This is a genomic window from Mycobacterium sp. ABE4_509 (assembly GCF_056160785.1).
The window spans coordinates 1-20,263 of record NZ_JBSWXU010000101.1; the positions used below are offsets into that span (position 1 = coordinate 1).

Sequence of the window (20,263 nt, forward strand, 5' to 3'; positions counted from 1 at the left end):
GGCCCGAGCGGCCGCGACCGCCTGGTTGCCCCCCTTGCCGCCCGGCGCGGCGCTCAGCCCCGAAGCGAGCACCGTCTGGCCCGGGCGGGGCAGCGCGTCGACGGCAAAGGTGAGGTCGGCGTTGACGCTGCCGACCACACAGACCCGCGCAGGCATGCGGCCCACGCTATCGCCTGGCGTGAAACGGTGCGGGCAGGTCCGATAAGCTGGGCTAATGGCTCTGCACGCGCCCGAGCGCAGCGACGTTGCTGACGACCTGCGCACCCAGGTGCACGACGCGGCGCGGCGCGCCCGGGTGGCCGCCCGCACGCTGGCCACCCTGAGCACCGATGCCAAGAACCACGCGCTGCGGATCGCCGCCGACTACGTGCTGATGAACACCCGCACGATTCTGCAGGCCAACGAGGCCGACCTGGAGGCTGCCCGGGCCGCGGGCACCCCGGCTGCGATGCTCGACCGGCTGGCGCTGGATCCGGCCCGCATCGAGGGCATCGCCGACGGTCTGCGCCAGGTGGCCGGCCTGCCCGACCCGGTCGGCGAGGTGTTGCGGGGCCGCACCCTGCCCAACGGTCTGCAGCTGCGCCAACAGCGGGTTCCGCTGGGGGTGGTCGGCATCGTCTACGAGGGTCGGCCCAACGTCACCGTCGACGCGTTCGGGCTGACGCTCAAGAGCGGCAACGCCGTGCTGCTGCGCGGCAGCTCGTCGGCGGCGCACTCCAACGCCGCGCTGGTCGCCGCGCTGCAGGCCGCGCTGGCCTCCGAGACCATCGACTGTGACACCGTGCAACTGCTGCCCAGCGCCGACCGGGCCAGCGTCACCCATCTGATCCAGGCCCGCGGTCTGGTCGACGTCGTGATCCCGCGCGGCGGCGCGGGGCTGATCGACGCCGTCGTGCGCGACGCCCAGGTGCCGACCATCGAGACCGGGGTGGGCAACTGCCACGTGTTCGTCCACGAATCGGCCGACCTGGACATGGCCGAGGCGATCCTGCTCAACGCCAAAACGCGCCGGCCCAGTGTCTGCAACGCCGCGGAGTCGGTGCTGATCGACGCGGCGATCGCCGACGTCGCGGTGCCCCGGCTGATCGCGGCGCTGCAGGCCGCCGGTGTGACGGTGCACATCGACCCGTCCGAGGACGAGTTGCGCGCCGAGTTCCTGTCGATGGACATCGCCCTGGCGGTGGTCGACGGCGTCGACGGCGCGGTCGGTCACATCAACGAATACGGCACCGGACACACCGAGGCCATCGTCACCAAGGATCTTGCTGCCGCGCAACGGTTCACCGAACGGGTGGACGCCGCGGCGGTGATGGTGAACGCGTCGACCGCGTTCACCGACGGGGAACAGTTCGGTTTCGGCGCTGAGATCGGCATCTCCACCCAGAAGCTGCACGCACGAGGGCCGATGGGTCTGCCCGAATTGACGTCGACCAAGTGGATCGTGTGGGGTGACGGCCACACGCGGCCAGCCTGAGTCAGGAGAAGCATCGAAGTGAGCGTCCCCGCACGCCCCGCGCCGCTGTTCGCCGACATCGACGATGTCGCACGCCGGCTGGCCGAGACCGGCTACCTGCCCGACACCGCCACCGCCACCGCGGTGTTCCTCGCCGACCGGCTCGGCAAGCCGCTGCTGGTGGAGGGCCCCGCCGGGGTCGGCAAGACCGAGCTGGCCCGCGCGATCGCCGCGTCCACCGATTCGGGGCTGGTCCGCCTGCAGTGCTACGAGGGCGTCGACGAGGCCCGGGCGCTCTATGAGTGGAATCACGCCAAGCAGATCCTGCGGATTCAGGCCGGGTCGGGGGACTGGGACCAGACCAAGATGGACGTCTTCTCCGAAGAGTTCCTGCTGTCGCGCCCACTGCTGACCGCGATCCGGCGCACCGACCCCACGGTGCTGCTGATCGACGAGACCGACAAGGCCGACATCGAGATCGAGGGCCTGCTGCTGGAGGTGCTCTCCGACTTCGCGGTGACCGTACCCGAACTGGGCACCATCGTCGCCGAACGCAAGCCGCTGGTGGTGTTGACCTCCAACGCGACCCGGGAGCTGTCCGAGGCGCTCAAGCGGCGCTGCCTGTTTCTGCACATCGACTTCCCCGACCCCGACCTGGAGCGGCGCATCCTGCTCTCGCGGGTGCCCGAACTGCCCGAGCACATCGCCGAGGAACTGGTCCGCATCATCGGGGTGCTGCGCGGCATGGCGCTCAAGAAGGTGCCGTCGGTGGCCGAAACCATCGACTGGGGCCGCACGGTGCTGGCCCTGGGGCTGGACACCATCGACGACGAGTTGATCGCGGCGACCCTGGGCGTGGTGCTCAAACACCAGTCCGACCAGATCAAGGCCGCCGGGGAGCTGAGGCTCAACTGATGGCCCCCCGCCGCACCCGCCCGCCGCAACCGTTGGCGCCCCACGGAATCCCGGGGCACCTGGTCGAGTTCGTCGAGGCGCTGCGCCGTCAGGGGATCTCGGTGGGGCCGTCCGAGACGGTCGATGCCGGGCAGGTGATGGCCACCCTGGGCCTGGGTGACCGCGAGGTGTTGCGCGAGGGCATCGCGTGCGCGGTGCTGCGCCGGCCCGACCACCGCGACACCTACGACGTGCTGTTCGATCTGTTCTTCCCGGCCGCGCTGGGCGCCAAGACGGTGCTGTCGGAGGACGACGAGGACGCCGACGAGCCGCAGGGCCTGCCGCCGGAGGACATCGAGGCGTTGCGCAGCGCCCTGGTCGACATGCTGACCGACTGGCGCAACGCCAACGACGGCCAGGACCTGACCGACCTCGACGAGCGGCTGGCCGCGATGATCGCCCAGATCGTCGAATCCCACGGCCGCTACAACTCCAGCCGCGGCCCGTCGTACTCGTCGTATCAGGCGCTCAAGGCGATGAGCCTCGACGACCTGGAGGGCCGGCTGCTGGCCGGGCTGCTCGCGCCCTACGGTGACGAGCCCACCCCCACCCAGGAGCAGATCGCCAAAGCCCTCGCTGCTCAACGTATCTCGCAACTGCGCAAGATGGTGGAGGCCGAGACCAAACGGCGCACCGCCGAGCAGCTGGGTCGCGAGCACGTCCAGACCTACGGGGTTCCCCAGCTCGCCGAGAACGTCGAGTTCCTGCGTGCGTCGGCCGAGCAGCTCGGGCAGATGCGCCGGGTGGTGGCCCCGCTGGCCCGCACGCTGGCCACCCGGCTGGCCGCGCGCCGGCGTCGCTCCCGGGCCGGTGAGATCGACCTGCGCAAGACGCTGCGCAAGTCGATGTCCACCGGTGGTGTGCCGATCGACGTGGTGCTCAAGAAGCCGCACCCGGCGCGCCCGGAGCTGGTGGTGCTCTGCGACGTCTCCGGCTCGGTCGCCGGGTTCAGCCACTTCACCCTGCTGCTGGTGCACGCGCTGCGCCAGCAGTTCTCCCGGGTGCGCGTGTTCGCCTTCATCGACACCACCGACGAGGTCACCGAACTGTTCGGCCCCGATGCCGACCTCGCGGTCGCGGTGCAGCGCATCACCCGCGAAGCCGGCGTCTACACCCGCGACGGGCACTCCGATTACGGGCACGCGTTCGTGTCGTTCCTGAACGACTTCCCCAACGTGCTCTCGCCGCGCAGCTCGCTGCTGGTGCTGGGCGACGGACGCAACAACTACCGCAACCCGGAGACCGATCTGCTCGCGCACATGGTGAACGCCAGCAGGCATGCGCACTGGCTCAACCCCGAGCCCCGGCACCTGTGGGGCAGCGGCGACTCGGCGGTACCGCGCTACGAGGACGTCATCACGATGCACGAATGCCGGTCGGCCAGACAGCTGGCCTCGGTGATCGACGCGCTGCTGCCGGTCTAGAGCCGCCGAGTGTGCGGTGTCGTCCGCGACTCGCCGGGCAAGGCGGACCGATCCGCACACTCGCGGCGACGGGCTGTGGATAGGTCGGCCCTGGGGTAGGCGAATCGTCGGTGGGTCGCGCCACGCTGCGGCCATGAACACCGGCGAGTGGCCGTTCCGGGCGTGCGAGCAGCTGGCTGCGGGCAGTCTCACGGCCCGCGAGCTGCGCCGCTTCCACGTGGCGGTGTACCCGGGTGTGTGGATGCCCCGCGGGGCGGAGCTGGACGCGCTCGGGCGAGGCCGCGCCGCCTGGCTGTGGACCAAGCGTCGCGGCGTGCTGTCGGGCGCCTCGGCCGCGGCGGCACTCGGAGCGAAGTGGGTCGAGCCCGAGTTACCTGCCGAGGTGGTCCACCGCAACCGGCGTCCACCGCCGGGGGTCACCGTCCATTCCGACGCGCTGGGCAGTGACGAGATCACACATGTAGCCGGCCTGCCGGTCACCACGGCCGCGCGGACAGCCTTCGACCTGGGCCGCCGCCTGCCGACCGGGAACGCCGTCCAGCGCATCGACGCCCTGATGAACGCCACCGACCTGGTGGTCGGCGATATCGACCAGGTGGCCGAACACCACCCCGGTGTGCGTGGGCTGCGACAGCTGTACGACGTCCTTGCGCTGGTCGACGGCGGCTCGGAGTCGCCCTACGAGTCGCTGACCCGGCTGCTGCTGGTGCAGGCCGGCCTGCCCCGGCCACAGACCCAGATCGAGGTGCGTGGCGACTCCGGCCGCGTCTTCGCCCGGCTGGACATGGGCTGGCGGCGATGGCGGGTCGCGGTGGAGTACGACGGCGCCCAGCACTGGACCGACAGTCGGCAGCGAGCGTGGGACATCGACCGCACCGCCCTGCTCGAGGCCGCCGGCTGGGTCGTGATCAGGGTCAGCGCGGACATGCTGAAGCGGCGCCATGTCATCGTCGAGCGGGTGCAGGCGGCGCTGGGCGCCCGGGGATGGTCCGGGACGCCGCGACCGGTGGCCGTGGTGAGTGTGCAGTCTGGTCCGCCGGCGTCGGCGGGTCGCGGATGAGTTCGCACAGTCGGGGCGAGGAGCGTCGGTCCCGTAAGCTCGCTAGTCGTGCAATCGCGACGGCGCCTGGGCGTGATGGGTGGGACATTCGATCCCATCCACAACGGGCACCTCGTCGCCGCCAGCGAGGTCGCCGACCTGTTCGACCTCGAAGAGGTGCTGTTCGTGCCCACCGGGCAGCCCTGGCAGAAGCGCAGCCGCCAGGTCAGCGCAGCCGAGGACCGCTATCTCATGACGGTCATCGCGACCGCGTCGAATCCCCGCTTCTCGGTCAGCCGGGTCGACATCGACCGGGGTGGTCCGACCTACACCAAGGACACACTGCGTGACCTGCGCAGTCTGAACCCCGACGCCGAGCTCTACTTCATCACCGGTGCGGACGCCCTCGCCTCGATTCTGTCCTGGCAGAATTGGGAGGAGATGTTCGCCATCGCCAAGTTCATCGGCGTCAACCGGCCGGGCTACGAACTCGACGGCAAGCACATCTCGGCGGCGATGGCCGAACTGCCCGCCGATGCGCTGCACCTGGTCGAGGTGCCCGCGTTGGCCATCTCGTCGACCGACTGCCGGGTGCGCGCCGAGCAGTCCCGGCCCATCTGGTATCTGGTTCCCGACGGCGTCGTGCAGTACGTCGCCAAACGAGACCTCTACCGCAAACACAGCTTCACAGCCGAAGGAGATCGCCCCTGACCGCCACAGCCGAAGCCCTCGAGATGGCCACCCTGGCCGCCCGGGCTGCCGCCGCCAAGCTCGCCGACGACGTCGTTGTCATCGACGTCTCGGGACAGCTCGTCATCACCGATCTCTTCGTCATCGCCTCTGCCTCCAACGAGCGCCAGGTCAATGCGATCGTCGACGAGGTCGAAGAGAAGATGCGCGAGGCCGGGCACAAACCCGCGCGCCGTGAAGGCACCCGCGAGGGGCGTTGGACCCTGCTCGACTACGTCGACATCGTCGTGCACATCCAGCATCAGGACGAGCGCAACTTCTATGCCCTCGACCGGCTGTGGCGGGACTGCCCGACCGTTCCCGTCGACCTCGACGATGCAGATCACACCGCGGAGGGTGACCGATGAGGATCCGCCGACTGGTGATGCTGCGCCACGGTCAGACCGAGTACAACGCGGGCAGCCGGATGCAGGGCCAGCTGGACACCGACCTGACCGAGTTGGGCCACGAACAGGCCGCCGCTGCGGCCGAGGTGCTGGCCAAACGGCAGCCGCTGCTGATCGTGTCGTCGGATCTGCGCCGCGCGCTGGACACCGCCGTCGCGCTCGGTGACCGCAGCGGCCAGCCGGTCAGTATCGACACCCGGCTGCGCGAGACGCATCTGGGCGACTGGCAGGGCATGACGCACGTCGAGGTCGACGCAGTCGCCCCGGGTGCCCGGCTGGCGTGGCGCGACGACGCCCGGTGGGCCCCGCACGGCGGGGAGAGCCGCGTCGACGTGGCCGAGCGCAGCGTGCCGCTGGTCCAGGAACTGGTCGCCCAGCAGTCGGAGTGGGGGGCCGGTGAGCAGGGCGACCCGGACCGGCCGGTGGTGCTGGTGGCGCACGGCGGGTTGATCGCGGCGCTGACCGGCGCGCTGCTCGGGCTGCCGGTGGACAACTGGCCGGTGCTGGGCGGCATGGGTAACGCCAGCTGGGTGCAGTTGGCCGGACACTCCCGCGCCGACGGCGACCCGGACCGCTACGACGACATCCGCTGGCGCCTGGACGTCTGGAACGCCTCGGCGCAGGTCGCCAACGATGTCCTCTGAGCCCGACCCGGGCACCAGGACGCTGCTGGTCTTCTGTGACTCGCTGTCCTACTACGGTCCGACCGGCGGTCTGCCGTCCGACGACCCCCGGATCTGGCCCAACCTGGTCGCCGACCAACTGGGCTGGCGTCTCGAGCTGATCGGGCGGATCGGCTGGACCAGCCGCGACGTGTGGTGGGCGGCGACGCAGGACCCGCGGGCGTGGGCGGCGCTGCCCAAGGCGGGCGCGGTGATCTTCGCGACGTCGGGGATGGATTCGCTGCCCTCGCCGCTGCCGACCGCGCTGCGCGAGCTCATCCGCTACGTGCGGCCGCCGTGGCTGCGCCGTTGGGCGCGGGACGGCTACGGCTGGGTGCAGCCGCGGCTGTCCCCGATCGCGCGGGCGGCGCTCCCTCCGCACCTGTCGGTCGAATATCTGGAAATGACCAGGGCGGCAATCGACTTCAACCGGCCAGGCATCCCGATGGTGGCTTCGCTGCCGTCGGTGCACATCGCCCCGACCTACGGGATGGCCCACCGCGGCCGGCCCGGCACCGTCACGGCGATCACCAGGTGGGCGGCCGAGCACGAGGTGCCGCTGGTCGACCTCAAGGCCGCGGTCGCCGAGCACGTGCTGGCCGGCCGGGGCAACCCCGACGGCATCCACTGGAACTTCGAGGCGCACCGCGCGGTGGCCGACCTGATGATCAAGGCCCTGGCCGAAGCCGGTGTGCACGTCGTGGATTCGCGTGGCTGACGATGTCGGTGGTGGTGGTCAGCGACTCGTCGTCACGGTTGACGCTCGACGAGCGCAAGCGCTGGAACATCCGGGAGGTGCCGCTGCACGTCCTGGTCGACGGGGAGGACCTGCGCGACGGCGTCGACGAGATCCCCTACGACATCCACGACCGGCCCAAGGTCACGACAGCGGGCGCGACACCGGCCGAGCTGGTCGAGACCTATCGCCAGGCGCTGGCCGACAGCGGCGGCGACGGGGTGGTCGCGGTTCACCTGTCGGCAGCTCTGTCGAGCACCTACGGTGCGGCGGTCACCGCTGCGCGTGAGTTCGGATCGGCTGTGCGCGTGGTCAACTCGCGCTCGGCCGCGATGGGTGTCGGGTTCGTCGCGACCGCCGCCGCCCGCGCCGCCGAGGCGGGCGCCGACCTGGACGCCGTCGAGGAGGCTGCCCGTGCAGCGCTGCCGCGGGTGCACGTATTGCTGGTGGTGCATCGGCTGGACAACCTGCGCCGCAGCGGGCGGATCCGCACCACGGCCTCCTGGCTGGGCACCGCGCTGTCGCTGAAGCCGCTGCTGTGCCTGGACCTCGACGGCCGCCTGGTGCTCGACCAGCGCATCCGCACCATCACCAAGGCGCACGCGGCGATGGTCGAGCGGGTCGCCGAGGTGGTGGGGGAGCGCCGCGCCGATGTGGTGGTGCACCACGTCGACAACCACGACGCCGCCGACGAGCTCGGTGCGGCGCTGACCCGGCGTCTTCCGCAATTGTCGTCGCTGACCGTGGCCGATATGGGGCCGCTGCTGTCGGTGCATGTCGGTGCGGGCGCGGTCGGGGTTGCGGTGTGTGTGGCAGACGGCTGAGAGCACGCCGGCTCGCCGAACTCGGGGGCTCTGACCGGGACGTGCGACGGGAGTGGCTGCGTCTATTCCACGGATTGTTTCCGCTGATTGGCGGCGCGATCGGTGAATGCGTGGTCGTGCCGGTATGTGCTCACCGCGCGTGTCACCCCTCTTGCGGCGTACCCGAACGACAATCCGCACAACACAAACAGCAGGACCAGGGTGGGCAGCCAATAGGTACGAGCGTGGTCCTCGTTCCACCACGCGATGGTCAGCATGATGGCGCAGACGAGCACGACGATGTCGCGCCAGTTGCCCTGGTAGGAGATCGCGGCTTTGCGCACTGAGGTCTTGCGTTCGAAACCGGCGACCAATTCGTCGACTCTCGCGTTGACGGTGCGCAGGACGGCAGCGCGTCGGTCGGTTTCCTCTGCCGGCAATCGGTCGATCAGGTCGAGATCCTGATTGATCAAGCTACGTGCATCGGGGTTCTTGACGCCTCCGGCTATGTTTCCTGCCACCGCCCCGAGTACGGCCCCTCCGGCAATAGGCACCGAGCCAACCAGGAATTCATACAAGCCGGGCATGCCCGACTCCTCGAGGCCTGTTCGGGACCTCGCATGTCTCGAACAGGCGATCAAGCTCCGTGGCGTTGATATCTCTTCCGATTACTACGATTTCGCTGGTCGTGCTGGGTATCCGGCGATCGATCGGGGAGATGTCGCAGCGACGGCCGACGATTTGCAGTGCCATCGGCTGGTCGTCCTCGGGGGTGAAGATGATGCCCTTGCAACGGTATACCGAAGCGGGTAACTCGCGTTTGACCATGCGGTGCAGTGCATCAGGGCAGAACCGGGCCTGGGTCCGATGACTCCACCGCTGGACTGGCGGGCCTACAGGGGTATGGGTTCCACTGTCGTGCAGTGGTAGCGCGGCGGGATCGAACCGGCCCGCTCCAAGTAGAACCTCCATCGGAGCGTCGCCATGGCTGGACTCGACGATGCGGATTCGCTTGATGTGCAGGTCGATCCAGTCACGGATCACTTCGACGTGCGCCGGAGCGACCAGGTCGGTCTTGTTGAGCACGACCAAGTCGGCGAAGGCGATCTGGCGCAGCTTCAGCGCGGTGAGCCGATTGTCGTCACCGTCGCGGAAGAGACCCTCGGCGTCGACGAGGCAGACGATACTGTCGATGCGCAGCACTCCGACATAGCGGGCATCGAGGAAGGTCATCACGATGCCGGCAGGATCGGCGATGCCGCTGGCCTCCAGGATCACGTAGTCGATACTGTCGACGCGGTCGAGGAGCGTCTGCACCGACGCGACGAGGTCGTCGCGGATCTCGCAACACACGCACCCGTTGGTCAGGCTGATGGTGTCTTCCTCGACGCTGTGCACCAGGGCGGCATCGACGTTGATAGCTCCGAAATCGTTGACCAGCACACCCACTCGCAGGCCGTGATCTGCGGTCAGGATTCGGTTGAGCAGGGTGGTCTTGCCTGCGCCGAGAAAGCCGGTGAGCAGCATGACCGGTATTGGGTCGTTGCCGGGCGCGGCGGGCGGTGTGGTCTGCGGCGCTGGCGCCAGCAGCGGCGACGCGCTTCTCATCAGGACTTGCGCCAATCCGCCGGGAGCTCGATCCCGCGCTGGGCAAGCATCTCGCGGGGGTTGATCGTGACGCCAGGCCAGGTCTGGGTAGGTTCTCTGAAAGTGTCGCGCGGATAGTACTTGTGGGGGTCGATCTCGAGGTCGCGGACGAACTGCTCCTGCTGGTTCTCCCGGGGGTTGCGTGGGGTGGGGAAAGTGATTGACTCCGGCAGCGAATCGCCGGGATGGAGGAACCAGCGGGGGTCCATCGAGGCGGGTGCGGCCCCGTCGGACACCACCGCCTGGCGTGACCAGATGGCGTCCTTGGTGATGTTGACGACATTGAGGTCGAACCCGAACATGAACAGACCGTTCCAGTGGGAACGGATCTCGGCGACCGACTCGGCCATCAGTTGGTCGTCGCTCCACTCGAAGTGGCAGATGGCCGCCATCCGTGGTTGGGCCTGCGCGAACATGTAGCCCGCCGCGTAATAGGGCGTGTGGTAGATGTCCATCGTGTACTCCCAGAGCTTGGCCGGGGCACCGACCTTCAGTCCGGTGAGCCAGGGGGTGTCGATGGTTCCTTCGGTGACGAACAGGTCGGCGCCCGCGCCGTACTGCACGGACAGCTCGTCGGGTCGCCCGTCGCCGGTCCACACGAATGACAGGCCGGCGTCCTCCCAGTCGAGCCGGTAGGCCGATGCGCCGTCCTTGACATGGGAGCGGGGCCAGTGCCGGACGGTCACCCCGTCCTGCTGGTAGCAGATGCCGTTGCGCTCGGTCCAGTCGAATTCATGGACGTCGATCTCGAAACCGTCACCGACAGGGCAGGAGTCGAAGTTCTCTTCATGCCAGCGATTCATCTTGCGCATGTTCTCGACCATCGCCGCGATACCGAGTTCGGGAGTGCGACCCGAGGGGCCGTACACCCGAAGTGGCTCGAATCCACCGGAGAACGCCCTGAACGGATACATGTAGGGCAGATCCGCATAGTGGTCGGCATGCAGGTGGCTGATGAAGATGTCGTTGATCAGCGCCGCGGGCACCTGGAGCGCGATCGCATGGCCGACGCTGCCGTTGCCCAGGTCGAAGAAGAACCGGCGTGGCTGATCGGTGCCGTTGCCCAACTCGACGAGCATCGAGGTGCCCTTCTGCAGCGCGTTCGGCGGCCACGGCGAGCTCCCCAGAAACGTCACCCGCATCTCGTTCTCAGGCAGCACCTCGGTGCCCGGCAGGAACATGTTGCGGTTCTTGATCGCCGGCCACGGCTGGTAGTACGCCGGCAGGCTGATCCCGCCGCCCGGGCGTCCGCCATATGGATTGGTCGAATCGGGCATTGCCTCGCTCCTTTGCGATCACCTGCCGTGACAAGCGCGGACAGGGGGCCCGGTCGCCGGCGAGCAGTTGGACTCAGTTCATCTAAGCGTGTGAGTATACGTACACATACTGTTAAACAAATGCTTTTAGGGCAATGCATACGGATGCTTTTATTGGTTAAATGACCTATACGTGCTGTGCCTGGCCTAACCTGGAAGTGAGCCGATGACCATGTCGAGCGCATCCCGAGAGCACCGTCTCGATGCTGAGCGGGTCGCACGGACCGACATCCGAGCCCTGCTTGCCGTCCTGTCCGCGGCGTCCCAGATCCAGATGCGCGGGCAGGCCGACCTGCGGCGCATGGATAGTCCTTTGAAGATCCACGATTTCGATGTACTGGTCGCCATTGCCGTACACGGTCCGCTGCGTCCGTCGGAACTCACCCGGCAAGCATCGCTGGCGCCCAACCCCACAACCGCCTCATCGATCATGGCCCGACTCGAGAAGCGTGGCCTGATCACGCGTCACCGGCACCCGGACGTGGGCGGCGGTGTCATCGTCGAAGCCACCGAGGCAGGCCGGGAGATGCTCGAATTTCTCTTCCCCGAAGTGGAGCGCAAGGTCGTCAGCTGGTTTGGCGGTCACTTCAGTGGGGAAGAGCTGGTATCCATCGCTCAGATCCTCGAGCGGATTTAGCCGTGCGGAGCCGAAAGCGTTCTGCACCCAGTCGGTGACATCACCTGCTCCGAGAGCCCTGTGCGCCTCGACGGCCAGGAACTCGCCAGCGGCGCTGTCATCCGGGCCGTACCCCGACCACGGCGAACCGCCGCCCTTCTCGCCTCAGACCGCCGCCCGTACGGTGGCTCCGGGCACCAGGACCGTGATGTACATCGGAGCGTCCCGGTAGGCCCCGACGCTCACCGCTGCCGAGGGTGCTGGCGAGACCGCGGCCAGCAGCGCACCGCCGGACAGCCAGTTGACGATCTGGGTGACCCCGGCCGTCACCACGACCGCGATCGAGGCGTTGAACCCTGCGATCGCACCGACGACGGTGCCGACGATGTTGTCGCCGAACAACGCGCCGATTCCCTGTCCCAGGGCCATGCCGACCGCGATTTGGAGCGCCGGCTGGGTGAGGACAGCGCGCAGTACCTCGCCCGTGACATCGGCCAACGGTGTCCCGTCGAGCACCTCGGCGGCGACATCGCTGAGCAGGTTCGTCACCGCGGGGCTCGCCAACAGCGATTCCAGGGTTCCCTTCACGAACTGGCCTGCCAGACCGTCCAGGGGCACATTGTCGAGCACAGTCTCTTCGAGGTAGTCGGTGACCAGCGTCTCTGCGATATCGCCGACCGCGTCACGGAACTCGGCGTTGCCCAGCAGCGGTTTCAGCACCTCCGGGGTGACGGTGGCCACCGCAGCCTGGACGGCGGGATCGTCCTGAAGCTCCGCCAAGGCGCTGACCAAGACCCCCGACAGATCAGTGCCGGCCAGGACCGCATCGGCAAGCTGGTCGGCGACGTCGGTCAGGGCCGTCCGGAAACCGGTGTCGGACAGGAAGTCGGTGATCGACGAGCCGAGCGCCTCGGCCAGGGCGTCACCCACCGCCGGATCTGCCAGTGCCGCAACGAAAGCTGTCCCCAGGGGTGGGCCGAATTCCTCGGCGATGAACGCCTGGACAGCCGTGTCGGAGGCCAGGTTGACGACCAAGGCCGTCACCATGTTGCCCAGTGCCTGTTGGAAGGTGGCATTGCCCAGCACGGTGGAGTCGAGATCGGAGAGGACGGCGGCGGCGGTGGCTTTCAGCGCGGTTTCGATCGCCGTGTTGTCCCGCAGTGCGGCCAGCGCGGAGGCGACCGCCGCGGCCGGGTCGTCACCGCTGACGACCGCTGCGGTGAGCTGGTCGACTGCCTCGCCCAGGGCGTCGGCCACACCCGCGTGGTCGAACAACGCGGATGGTAGCGAGGCGATCAGCGCACCCAGCTCGGAGCCGAGGCCCGGGGTGGCCATCAGCTCCTGCACCGCCGCTCCGACCGCCAGGCCGACCGGCGCCGCGATCGGGAGGTCGCCCAGCGCCGCCGTCACCGCCGCGGCGACCTCGGCGCCGGCCCACTCCCGCACCGCCGCATCCTCGACGAGGCCGGCGACCAGGTCTCCGATCGCGCTGCCTACGCCCTGCACGACAGCGGCATTGGAGAGAAGCGAGTCCGCGGCGTCGGACAGTGCGACACCGACGGCGGGGGCCAGGGGACCGCCGCCGGACAGCGGACTACCACCCAACCCGGCGAGTATCGAGTTGAGGACCTCGGTTGAAAGCGCGCCGTTGACACCGGACTGGCTCAGGAACGTGATCACCGCGGTTCCTGCGACATCGGCCAGGTCGTCCCCGATCGCGGACAGCAGGCCGGCGACCGAGCCGGTCACCGCCGTGGCCACCCCGGAGTTGTTCTCACCCAGCAGCGTCGTTGCGACCAGCTCGCCCAGGTAGCTCGCGACCGCGGGGGTGCTCGCCGATGTCGCCCACGACGGGGTGGTGGCACCCGTCAGCACCTTGATCGCGTCGGCCGTGGCGGAGCCGAGGGCCTGCTGCACGTCCGGATCTGCGAAGAAGGAGCCGAGCTCGTCCTGCACGGATGTGCCGATCAGGTCGACCAGGGCCTGCTGGAAGCTGAAATCGTCGTCGACGAGGTCGGCGAGATACTCTCCGACCTCGAACGCATCGGTCGGGAACGGAATGGCCTGGAAAACCGGGACGAGCGCCTCGGCGACAACCTGATTGCCGAGTGATTGCTCGACCAGATACGCCGCCGCGTCGCCGATGGTGCTCTGAAGGGCGGGAGGCAGTCCAGCCAGTGCGCTGTTGCCGGCGACCAGCGTCGAGATGGATGCGAGGACGTCGTCGTTGGTCGCGAGGTCCTGAAGTGTGCCCGGCACGGTCTCGAAGTCGTTGAGCATGCCGGCGCTGATCAGGGTGAAACTCGCTGCGCCGAACAACTCGGCGACATCTTCGAGGGCTGGATCGGCAGCGGCGAACAGGGTGGTCAGCGCATTGGTGATGTCGCTCTGGAACTCCTCCAGGGCCAAGCAGACTCCGTCCAGACCGCAGGAGCCCACGGTGGCCGCCGCGACGGGAATCGCCGGCAGCGGGTCGCCGCCGAGCAGCGTCGCACCGATCTCACGGCGGGCGAAGGCTGCCGTCGCCCAGGTCAGCGGCGCCAACGCCGGTACCGACGAATCGCCGCCCGAGGACCACCCGAGCCACGACGCCAGCCGCGCGACCACACCCTGGGGTGCCGGTGCCTGCGGCATCGCGGTCATCACCTGCGTGGGTGCGTCAGCCTCGGCCCCTGCTTCGGTGGCCGCCTCGTCGGCGGGGTCCACCGGAGCCGAGGTTGCCTCGCCCTGGTCGCCGGGCTCCTGCGCCGCCGCTGCGGGGCTCTCCTCGTCGGCATCGGGAATCGCCTCCTCCGCAGCGAGGGGTTCGGTCTCGTCCTCGACGGAGGGTTCCGGGCCCTCCTGCGGGAGTGACGGTCCCGCATCCGACGACCGCGAGGGTTCGGTTTCGATATCGGGGTCCGAGCCGGCACCGTCGTCTGTCGATTCCTCGGCGAGGTCCTCGTCGGTGAGGTCTTCGTCGGTGAGGTCTTCGTCGGTGAGGTCTTCGTCGGTGAGGTCTTCGTCGGTGAGGTCCTCGGATTCGGTGTCTTCGTCGCTGTCCTCGGGCCCGTCGCCGTCGGATCCCCCTGCGTCGGCCTCGGCGTCCGAATCAGTGGACTCCGCGTCCGAACCCGACGATGCCCCCGCCGAGTCCGCGGAATCCTCACCCGACGACGAGCTCGACTGCGTCGACCCCGGCGACTTGGTGGTGTCGGCGACTGCCACTGCCGGCATCGATGCGACCGCTGCGCCGAGGCCCAGCGCGACCGCCAACGCGCCGACCCGGCCCACGTAGTTGGAGTATCCGACGGATGGGCGCGCGGGGATGCGTTCCACAGGTTCACCTCTCGGGGCTGGACCAGATGCATTGGCCGTTGCAGATGCTAATGCATGATCACGTTCCCGCGCCTGGTTTCTGACCACCCGAGCGGTCAATCATCAAGGCGCCGCGTCATTCACGCTGAGCGGTCAGGGCGTGGTCACCCGGCGGCCACGCCACGTTGGAACGGCCGCCACGTTCACCGCGGATCAAACCGCGGATCAAACCGCGGATCGGCCGGTGATCGGCGGAAGGTCTGCCAGCGTGACGATTCCGGGTGGGGCGGCGACGACGGCCGGCACGGCGTTGGTCACCGGCATGGCGGTGTAGATCATGCCCAGGCCCATGAACCCCGGTTCGGTCCAGTCCTTCGGCGGCAGGCAGTGCAGCACCGTGCGCATGTTCGGCAGCCCGAACACCTGGATGACGTGGCCGTGCTCGAGCGGCTTGGGCGGGGTGACATGGCTGCCCATGATCCAGTTGAACCCGACGCTGACGATGTTGTGGTCTCCGACCCAGCCGCGGTGATAGCCGTGCACGCCGGCGACCGTGCCCTTGGGAATCTGCATGAAGCCCAGGTCGCTGTCGTCGGTGGCCTCGGTGAACGTGACGTCGAACGTCATTCGGTCCAGGGTGGCGCCGATGGCGTCGGCCATCATGGCCGCCGACTCGGCGAACACCTCGCTTTCCCGGCGCACGCTCTCGGCCAGACCGGGGGTGTCAGGGGGCTGCGAGAAGCCCATCGCGGTCTGGGTGCCCGCCGACTCGTAGGTGGAGCAGTCGACAGACTCGGTGATGCGAATCTCGTCGACCCGCTCACACGCACCGGAGAGCACCATCCCGACCATGTTGCTCATCCCGGGATGGGCGCCGCTGCCGAAGATCGTCGAATTGCCGTTCTCGCAGGCCTTTCGAATCCGGGCGAGATCCTCCGGGGACTGCTTGCCGCCGGTGATCCAGGCGGCCGACGAGCAGACGTTGACGCCGGATTCCAGCAGCGCGACCAGCTCGTCGATGTTGGGCCACAGCGGGTTGTAGCAGCATGCATCGGGCCGCAGGGCCAGCAACTCGTCGATGTCGTCGGTGGCCGTGACGCCGGTGGGCTCCGGCCGGCCGGCCAGTTCGGCGGCGTCCACACCGACCTTGTCGGCGCCGTGCGCGTACACGCCGACCAGCTCCATGTCGTCGCGGCCGATGACGGCGTGCAGGGAGCGTCTGCCGATGTTTCCGGTCGTCCACTGGATCACGCGAAGCGGTTGGTCGGTCGACATGGCCTCAAGCTACCGCCCTAGGGTGGCCCCATGGGTGACATCGCACCGGTTGCCATCGTGACCGGGGCCAGCCGCGGCGCCGGGCGGGGCATCGCCACCGCGCTGGCCGGACGTGGCTGGCGGGTCTACGGCACGGGCCGGACCATCCCGGAAGCCCCGGAATGGGGGGTGGGGGTGCCGCTCGATCATCGCGACGACGACGCGGTGGCCCGGCTTTTCGACCGCATCGACACCGAGGAAGGCCGGCTCGATCTGCTGGTCAACAACGCCGCGGTGATCTCCGATGAGCTGATCTCGGCCAAGCCGTTCTGGGAGAAGCCCCGCGAGCTCGCCGACGTGCTCGACGTCGGGCTGCGTTCGTCCTACGTGGCGGCGTGGCATGCCGCGCCGCGGCTGGTGCAACGCGAACGTGGGCTGATCGCGTTCACCTCGTCGCCGGGGTCGGTGTGCTACATGCACGGCCCGGCCTACGGCGCCCAGAAAGCGGGAGTCGACAAGATGGCCGCCGACATGGCGGTCGACTTCGCCGACACGTCGGTCACGGCGGTGTCGATCTGGATGGGCATCCTGCTGACCGACAAGCTGCGATCGGCCTTCGACGGCAACGTCGAGGCGCTGAACCGGTTCGCCGAACAGGCCGAGACGCCGGAGTTCACCGGGCTGCTGATCGACGCGCTGTTCGGCGATCCCGCGCTGGCCGAGCTGAGCGGGCAGACCGTGATCGGTGCCGAGCTGGCCGGCCGCTACGGAATCACCGACACCGGCGGCCGTACGCCCCCGTCGCACCGAGACATGCTCGGTTCTCCGCGGGTGCCCAGCACCGTCATCGTGCGCTGAGCGTCACGGGCAGATCAGGCCCCACAGCCCGGCCGCTCCGGGCTGCAGCGCCATGTCGGTGACGCGCTCGTCCCAGTAGTGCACCGAGCCGTACTCCGAACGCCACGCCAACGCCGCCCGGGTGTACTCGTGCAGGCGGTGTTCGCGGGTGGTGCCGATCGCGCCGAGGACCTGATGGGCGTTGCGCACCACCACCGACGCCGCATGGCCGGTACACGAACGAGCAGCCGCCACAAGGAATTCCACATGCTGACCGGTCCAGCCGGCGGTGACGGCGGCGGAGAGCGCCGCCTCGGTGGCCGAGCGGGCCAGTGCGGCCTCGGCGGCGATGTCGGAGATCAGCTGCTGGACAGCCTGGAATTTCGACAGTGGGCGGCCGAACTGCACCCGGGCGGTCGCATGCTCGATGGCCAGTTCCAGTGCCCGGTCCAGGGCTGCGCACACCTGAATCGCGCGGACCATCGCGGACTTCGCCGCCAGCTGCGCCACCGTACCGGCGCTCACCGTGACGCCGTCGAGGCTGGCGGTGTCGACGGTGACGGTGTCGCGCGGCTCGCCGATCAGGTTGGAACCGGCGGCGATGGTGAGCTGCCCGGCGGCGACGTCGGCGGCGCGGTGCCCATCGCCGGAGGACCAGACGACGACGACCCGATCGGCCTCCGACGCCCACGGCACACCCGCGGCCGTTCCGTGTCCGTCGACGATGCATACCGTGCGCACCGCGGCCTCACCGGATATCCCTGCCGCGTCGAGCAGCCAACATGCCAGAAGGTCGTGTTCGGCCAACGGGATCCGGACGCCGTGGCGGGCGGCCGCGGTCAGCAGTTCGGCTGCCTCCTGCCACCCGGCTCCGCTGCCGCCGGCCTCCTCCGGTCCGGTGAGCCTGACCAGTCCGAGTTCGTCGAGGCGGCGCCACAGATCCCGGTCGAGGCAGTCCTGGTCCGGTCCGGACCGGGAGCGGTGGTAGTCGGCGAAGACGGCGTCGATCATCTCCGTCAGCGCCGGGTCGACCTCGGTTGCGCTCACCGTAGCCCCAATCCTCGTGCGATCACGCCGCGCAACACCTCGTTGGTGCCGCCACGCAACGTGAACCCGGGCCGCTGATCCACCGCGGCCGCGGCCAGAGCGGAGAACTGTTGTCCGGCAGTGCCGCCGTCGGCGAGGTGGGCGAATTCGGCGATGTCGCCCTCGGTGCTGGTGCCGAGCACCTTGACGACCGCGGCCGGGACATCGGCGGGTTCGTGGCGTTCCAGCGCGCCGGCCACGGCCGAGGACATCTGATGCAGTCCGGCGACCCGCGCCACCAGCCGGCCGAGCTCGGCGCTGCGCGGGAGTCGTTCTGCGGTCATGTTTTTCGCGCACGCATCGAGTACGGCGAAGGTCGACAGGATCCGTTCGGGACCGCTGCGCTCGAACGCCAACTCCGAGGTGACCTGCTGCCAGCCTCGGCCGATCTCGCCGAAGACCATCGCGTCGGGCACGAACGCCTCGTCGAGAATCACCTCATTGAAGTGGTGGGCGCCGTTCATCGAGATGATCGGGCGGATCTGGACGCCTTGCCCGCGCAGGTCCACGATGAACTGGCTGAGCCCGGCATGCCGGTGCTCCGGATCGACGGGCGCGGTGCGGGCCAGCGCGATGAATGCGTGGGCGTGGTGAGCGCCGGAGGTCCAGACCTTCGTGCCGGTCAGCTTCCAGCCGCCGTCGACGCGGTCGGCGCGGGTCCGCACACTGGCCAGGTCCGAGCCCGAATCCGGCTCGCTCATGCCGATCGCGAAGAAACACTCGCCGCGCACGATCCTGGGCAGGAACTCCGCGCGCTGATCCTCGGTTCCGTATTTCAGCAGCGACGGCACCACCTGGCGGTCGGCGAACCAGTGCGCGGCCATCGGGGCGCCCGCGGCCAGCAGCTCCTCGGTGACGACGAAGCGGTCCAGAAACGACCTGCCGGGGCCGCCGTACTCGGTCGGCACCGTCATGCCCAGCCAGCCACGTTCGGCCAGCGCAGCGGTGAAATCCTCGTCCCAGCCGCACAACCATCCGTCGATCGACGGGGTGAACGTACCGGCGGCGAGCTGATCGGCGAGGAACCGGCGGACCTCGCCGCGCAACTCCGCGGTCGAGGCCGGATCGATCGTCGAGCGCGGCACCAGTCGGGGAAGGCTCATCGCTCTCCTGCGGGCTCATCGACGGTTTCGGGCTGCTCGGCGGCGGCCGGCTCGTCGTCGGCGGGCGTGGGTCTCGTGGCGTTCGCGGGGCGGCGCGGCGTCAGGGCGATCCCGACGGCCAGGAAGAACGCCGCGGTCAGCGTTCCGCCCAGATAGTGGTTCATCGGACCGCCCGGGGAGATGAAGCTGCCCGGCGGGCCGATGATCGTGATCGTCTCGATCAGTTGCTCCACCGTGAAGATCGCCGCACCGATTCCCAGCCAGCGGGGCAGTCGATCTTCGTTGGCCGACAACAGGATCGGTATTGCCAGGCAGATGTGGGCGATGGTGGCGGTCGGCAGCCAGAAGAATCCGATGTCTTCGATCGCGTAGGCGGTGTCGGCCGGGACCTGACCGGGGCGCAGTGCGGGGCCGCCGGTGAACCAGATCGCGACGCACAACTGCGCGACCACCAGGGCCGAACCGATGCTGAACAGGTGCGCCGGTGGGCCGGTGAGGTGTTCGCGGGCGAAGGCCAGCAGCACCGCCAGGGCCAGCGCCGCGAACGTCAGCAGCAGTGCCTGAACGCGCATCACGCCGAGGTCGGATCCGGGCAGGGCGTGCAGCACCAGCACGGCCGTGGCGTAGAGCACCGCGAACGCGATACCTGCGATCAGCGGGGCTCGACGGTTCATAACAGAGAGCAATGGTAGCTACCGCGGTCCCCAAAGCCGAGTTCATCCACAGTATCGGGGGGCTGCGGGGCGGTCGGGCCGGGGGCGTCGGGCCGCGGACCTACCGTCACGGGATGCCGAGTCAACTCCCCGCCGAGCGTGTGCGCCGGCGCCTGGATCACCACCGCGGTGCCGACGGCCAGGACGGCGATCCGGACGTCGACGACGGCGCCGAGCAGTCGGACAC

The 20,263-nt window shown here is 69.0% G+C and carries 20 protein-coding genes; 11 read left to right on the forward strand and 9 right to left on the reverse strand.

The window, feature by feature from the left end; genetic code table 11:
- Positions 1–156, reverse strand: a 156-nt coding sequence (locus tag ACXAID_RS19415) for a PfkB family carbohydrate kinase (RefSeq protein WP_475023856.1), incomplete at its 3' end; no start/stop codon positions are given.
- A 58-nt stretch (positions 157–214) separates the two neighbouring features.
- On the opposite strand from ACXAID_RS19415, the gene ACXAID_RS19420 reads away from it, so the two are divergent.
- The 9 genes from ACXAID_RS19420 to ACXAID_RS19460 all read left to right on the forward strand — a co-directional run bounded on the left by ACXAID_RS19420 (position 215) and on the right by ACXAID_RS19460 (position 8,228).
- Entirely contained in the window at positions 215–1,474 is a 1,260-nt protein-coding gene (locus ACXAID_RS19420; RefSeq protein ID WP_475023839.1) for a glutamate-5-semialdehyde dehydrogenase, read from the forward strand.
- Positions 1,475–1,492: 18 nt separating this feature from the next.
- Positions 1,493–2,368: an AAA family ATPase gene (locus tag ACXAID_RS19425; RefSeq protein ID WP_475023840.1), complete on the forward strand. Its 876-nt coding sequence runs from the start codon at positions 1,493–1,495 to the stop codon at positions 2,366–2,368.
- Complete coding sequence (locus tag ACXAID_RS19430) at positions 2,368–3,831, forward strand: vWA domain-containing protein (protein WP_475023841.1); 1,464 nt, start codon at positions 2,368–2,370, stop codon at positions 3,829–3,831. Before ACXAID_RS19425 ends, ACXAID_RS19430 begins: the two co-directional genes overlap by 1 nt.
- A gap of 133 nt (positions 3,832–3,964) precedes the next feature.
- Entirely contained in the window at positions 3,965–4,891 is a 927-nt protein-coding gene (locus ACXAID_RS19435) for an endonuclease domain-containing protein (protein ID WP_475023842.1), read from the forward strand.
- A gap of 48 nt (positions 4,892–4,939) precedes the next feature.
- The gene (gene nadD, locus ACXAID_RS19440; protein ID WP_475023843.1) at positions 4,940–5,581 is read left to right on the forward strand and encodes a nicotinate-nucleotide adenylyltransferase; all 642 of its coding nucleotides are present in this window, start codon (positions 4,940–4,942) and stop codon (positions 5,579–5,581) included.
- Complete coding sequence (gene rsfS, locus ACXAID_RS19445; RefSeq protein ID WP_475023857.1) at positions 5,578–5,967, forward strand: ribosome silencing factor; 390 nt, start codon at positions 5,578–5,580, stop codon at positions 5,965–5,967. The genes nadD and rsfS overlap by 4 nt, the downstream gene beginning before the upstream one ends.
- A complete protein-coding gene (gene gpgP / locus ACXAID_RS19450) occupies positions 5,964–6,650 on the forward strand; it encodes a glucosyl-3-phosphoglycerate phosphatase (RefSeq protein WP_475023844.1) in 687 nt (228 codons plus the stop codon). The genes rsfS and gpgP overlap by 4 nt, the downstream gene beginning before the upstream one ends.
- Entirely contained in the window at positions 6,640–7,386 is a 747-nt protein-coding gene (gene octT / locus ACXAID_RS19455; protein WP_475023845.1) for a diglucosylglycerate octanoyltransferase, read from the forward strand. Before gpgP ends, octT begins: the two co-directional genes overlap by 11 nt.
- Positions 7,387–7,388: 2 nt before the next feature.
- Positions 7,389–8,228 (forward strand): DegV family protein, encoded by an 840-nt coding sequence (locus tag ACXAID_RS19460; protein ID WP_475023846.1) that lies wholly within the window; start codon positions 7,389–7,391, stop codon positions 8,226–8,228.
- Positions 8,229–8,290: 62 nt separating this feature from the next.
- On the opposite strand, the gene ACXAID_RS19465 is transcribed toward ACXAID_RS19460, so the two are convergent.
- Genes ACXAID_RS19465 through gntH form a run of 3 tightly spaced genes read right to left on the reverse strand, consistent with a single transcriptional unit; the run spans position 8,291 to position 11,131 of the window.
- Complete coding sequence (locus ACXAID_RS19465; RefSeq protein ID WP_475023847.1) at positions 8,291–8,794, reverse strand: hypothetical protein; 504 nt, start codon at positions 8,792–8,794, stop codon at positions 8,291–8,293.
- Positions 8,778–9,815 carry a CobW family GTP-binding protein gene (locus ACXAID_RS19470; RefSeq protein ID WP_475023848.1) on the reverse strand — a complete coding sequence of 346 codons (1,038 nt, stop codon included), beginning with the start codon at positions 9,813–9,815 and terminating at the stop codon, positions 8,778–8,780. The genes ACXAID_RS19465 and ACXAID_RS19470 overlap by 17 nt, the downstream gene beginning before the upstream one ends.
- Positions 9,815–11,131: a guanitoxin biosynthesis MBL fold metallo-hydrolase GntH gene (gntH, locus tag ACXAID_RS19475; RefSeq protein WP_475023849.1), complete on the reverse strand. Its 1,317-nt coding sequence runs from the start codon at positions 11,129–11,131 to the stop codon at positions 9,815–9,817. Before gntH ends, ACXAID_RS19470 begins: the two co-directional genes overlap by 1 nt.
- 205 nt (positions 11,132–11,336) lie before the next feature.
- On the opposite strand from gntH, the gene ACXAID_RS19480 reads away from it, so the two are divergent.
- The gene (locus ACXAID_RS19480) at positions 11,337–11,807 is read left to right on the forward strand and encodes a MarR family winged helix-turn-helix transcriptional regulator (RefSeq protein WP_475023850.1); all 471 of its coding nucleotides are present in this window, start codon (positions 11,337–11,339) and stop codon (positions 11,805–11,807) included.
- Between the two features lie 144 nt (positions 11,808–11,951).
- Here the strand turns inward: ACXAID_RS19480 and ACXAID_RS19485 are convergent, their stop codons facing one another.
- Both ACXAID_RS19485 and ACXAID_RS19490 read right to left on the reverse strand, forming a co-directional pair.
- Positions 11,952–15,104 carry a hypothetical protein gene (locus ACXAID_RS19485; RefSeq protein WP_475023851.1) on the reverse strand — a complete coding sequence of 1,051 codons (3,153 nt, stop codon included), beginning with the start codon at positions 15,102–15,104 and terminating at the stop codon, positions 11,952–11,954.
- 204 nt (positions 15,105–15,308) lie between these two features.
- The gene (locus tag ACXAID_RS19490; RefSeq protein ID WP_475023852.1) at positions 15,309–16,358 is read right to left on the reverse strand and encodes an NAD(P)H-dependent amine dehydrogenase family protein; all 1,050 of its coding nucleotides are present in this window, start codon (positions 16,356–16,358) and stop codon (positions 15,309–15,311) included.
- Between the two features lie 30 nt (positions 16,359–16,388).
- Here ACXAID_RS19490 and ACXAID_RS19495 point away from each other — a divergent pair, with 30 nt between their 5' ends.
- Positions 16,389–17,195, forward strand: a complete 807-nt coding sequence (locus tag ACXAID_RS19495; protein ID WP_475023853.1) for an SDR family NAD(P)-dependent oxidoreductase — start codon at positions 16,389–16,391, stop codon at positions 17,193–17,195.
- Positions 17,196–17,198: 3 nt separating this feature from the next.
- On the opposite strand, the gene ACXAID_RS19500 is transcribed toward ACXAID_RS19495, so the two are convergent.
- Genes ACXAID_RS19500 through ACXAID_RS19510 form a run of 3 tightly spaced genes read right to left on the reverse strand, consistent with a single transcriptional unit; the run spans position 17,199 to position 20,037 of the window.
- Positions 17,199–18,185, reverse strand: coding sequence for an acyl-CoA dehydrogenase family protein (locus ACXAID_RS19500; RefSeq protein WP_475023858.1), 987 nt, complete (start codon positions 18,183–18,185; stop codon positions 17,199–17,201).
- 32 nt (positions 18,186–18,217) lie between these two features.
- The gene (locus ACXAID_RS19505) at positions 18,218–19,363 is read right to left on the reverse strand and encodes an acyl-CoA dehydrogenase family protein (RefSeq protein WP_475023854.1); all 1,146 of its coding nucleotides are present in this window, start codon (positions 19,361–19,363) and stop codon (positions 18,218–18,220) included.
- Entirely contained in the window at positions 19,360–20,037 is a 678-nt protein-coding gene (locus ACXAID_RS19510; protein WP_475023855.1) for a hypothetical protein, read from the reverse strand. Before ACXAID_RS19510 ends, ACXAID_RS19505 begins: the two co-directional genes overlap by 4 nt.
- Positions 20,038–20,263 lie beyond the last annotated feature (226 nt).

Excerpts from the sequence above, each read along its gene's own strand:
- ACXAID_RS19420 (WP_475023839.1), top strand. The coding sequence starts at position 215 with ATGGCTCTGCACGCGCCCGAGCGCAGCGACGTTGCTGACGACCTGCGC.
- ACXAID_RS19430 (WP_475023841.1), top strand. The coding sequence starts at position 2,368 with ATGGCCCCCCGCCGCACCCGCCCGCCGCAACCGTTGGCGCCCCACGGA.
- ACXAID_RS19435 (WP_475023842.1), top strand. The coding sequence starts at position 3,965 with ATGAACACCGGCGAGTGGCCGTTCCGGGCGTGCGAGCAGCTGGCTGCG.
- gpgP (WP_475023844.1), top strand. The coding sequence starts at position 5,964 with ATGAGGATCCGCCGACTGGTGATGCTGCGCCACGGTCAGACCGAGTAC.
- octT (WP_475023845.1), top strand. The coding sequence starts at position 6,640 with ATGTCCTCTGAGCCCGACCCGGGCACCAGGACGCTGCTGGTCTTCTGT.
- ACXAID_RS19460 (WP_475023846.1), top strand. The coding sequence starts at position 7,389 with ATGTCGGTGGTGGTGGTCAGCGACTCGTCGTCACGGTTGACGCTCGAC.
- ACXAID_RS19465 (WP_475023847.1), bottom strand. The coding sequence starts at position 8,794 with ATGCCCGGCTTGTATGAATTCCTGGTTGGCTCGGTGCCTATTGCCGGA.
- ACXAID_RS19470 (WP_475023848.1), bottom strand. The coding sequence starts at position 9,815 with ATGAGAAGCGCGTCGCCGCTGCTGGCGCCAGCGCCGCAGACCACACCG.
- gntH (WP_475023849.1), bottom strand. The coding sequence starts at position 11,131 with ATGCCCGATTCGACCAATCCATATGGCGGACGCCCGGGCGGCGGGATC.
- ACXAID_RS19480 (WP_475023850.1), top strand. The coding sequence starts at position 11,337 with ATGACCATGTCGAGCGCATCCCGAGAGCACCGTCTCGATGCTGAGCGG.
- ACXAID_RS19490 (WP_475023852.1), bottom strand. The coding sequence starts at position 16,358 with ATGTCGACCGACCAACCGCTTCGCGTGATCCAGTGGACGACCGGAAAC.
- ACXAID_RS19495 (WP_475023853.1), top strand. The coding sequence starts at position 16,389 with ATGGGTGACATCGCACCGGTTGCCATCGTGACCGGGGCCAGCCGCGGC.
- ACXAID_RS19500 (WP_475023858.1), bottom strand. The coding sequence starts at position 18,185 with ATGATCGACGCCGTCTTCGCCGACTACCACCGCTCCCGGTCCGGACCG.
- ACXAID_RS19505 (WP_475023854.1), bottom strand. The coding sequence starts at position 19,363 with ATGAGCCTTCCCCGACTGGTGCCGCGCTCGACGATCGATCCGGCCTCG.
- ACXAID_RS19510 (WP_475023855.1), bottom strand. The coding sequence starts at position 20,037 with ATGAACCGTCGAGCCCCGCTGATCGCAGGTATCGCGTTCGCGGTGCTC.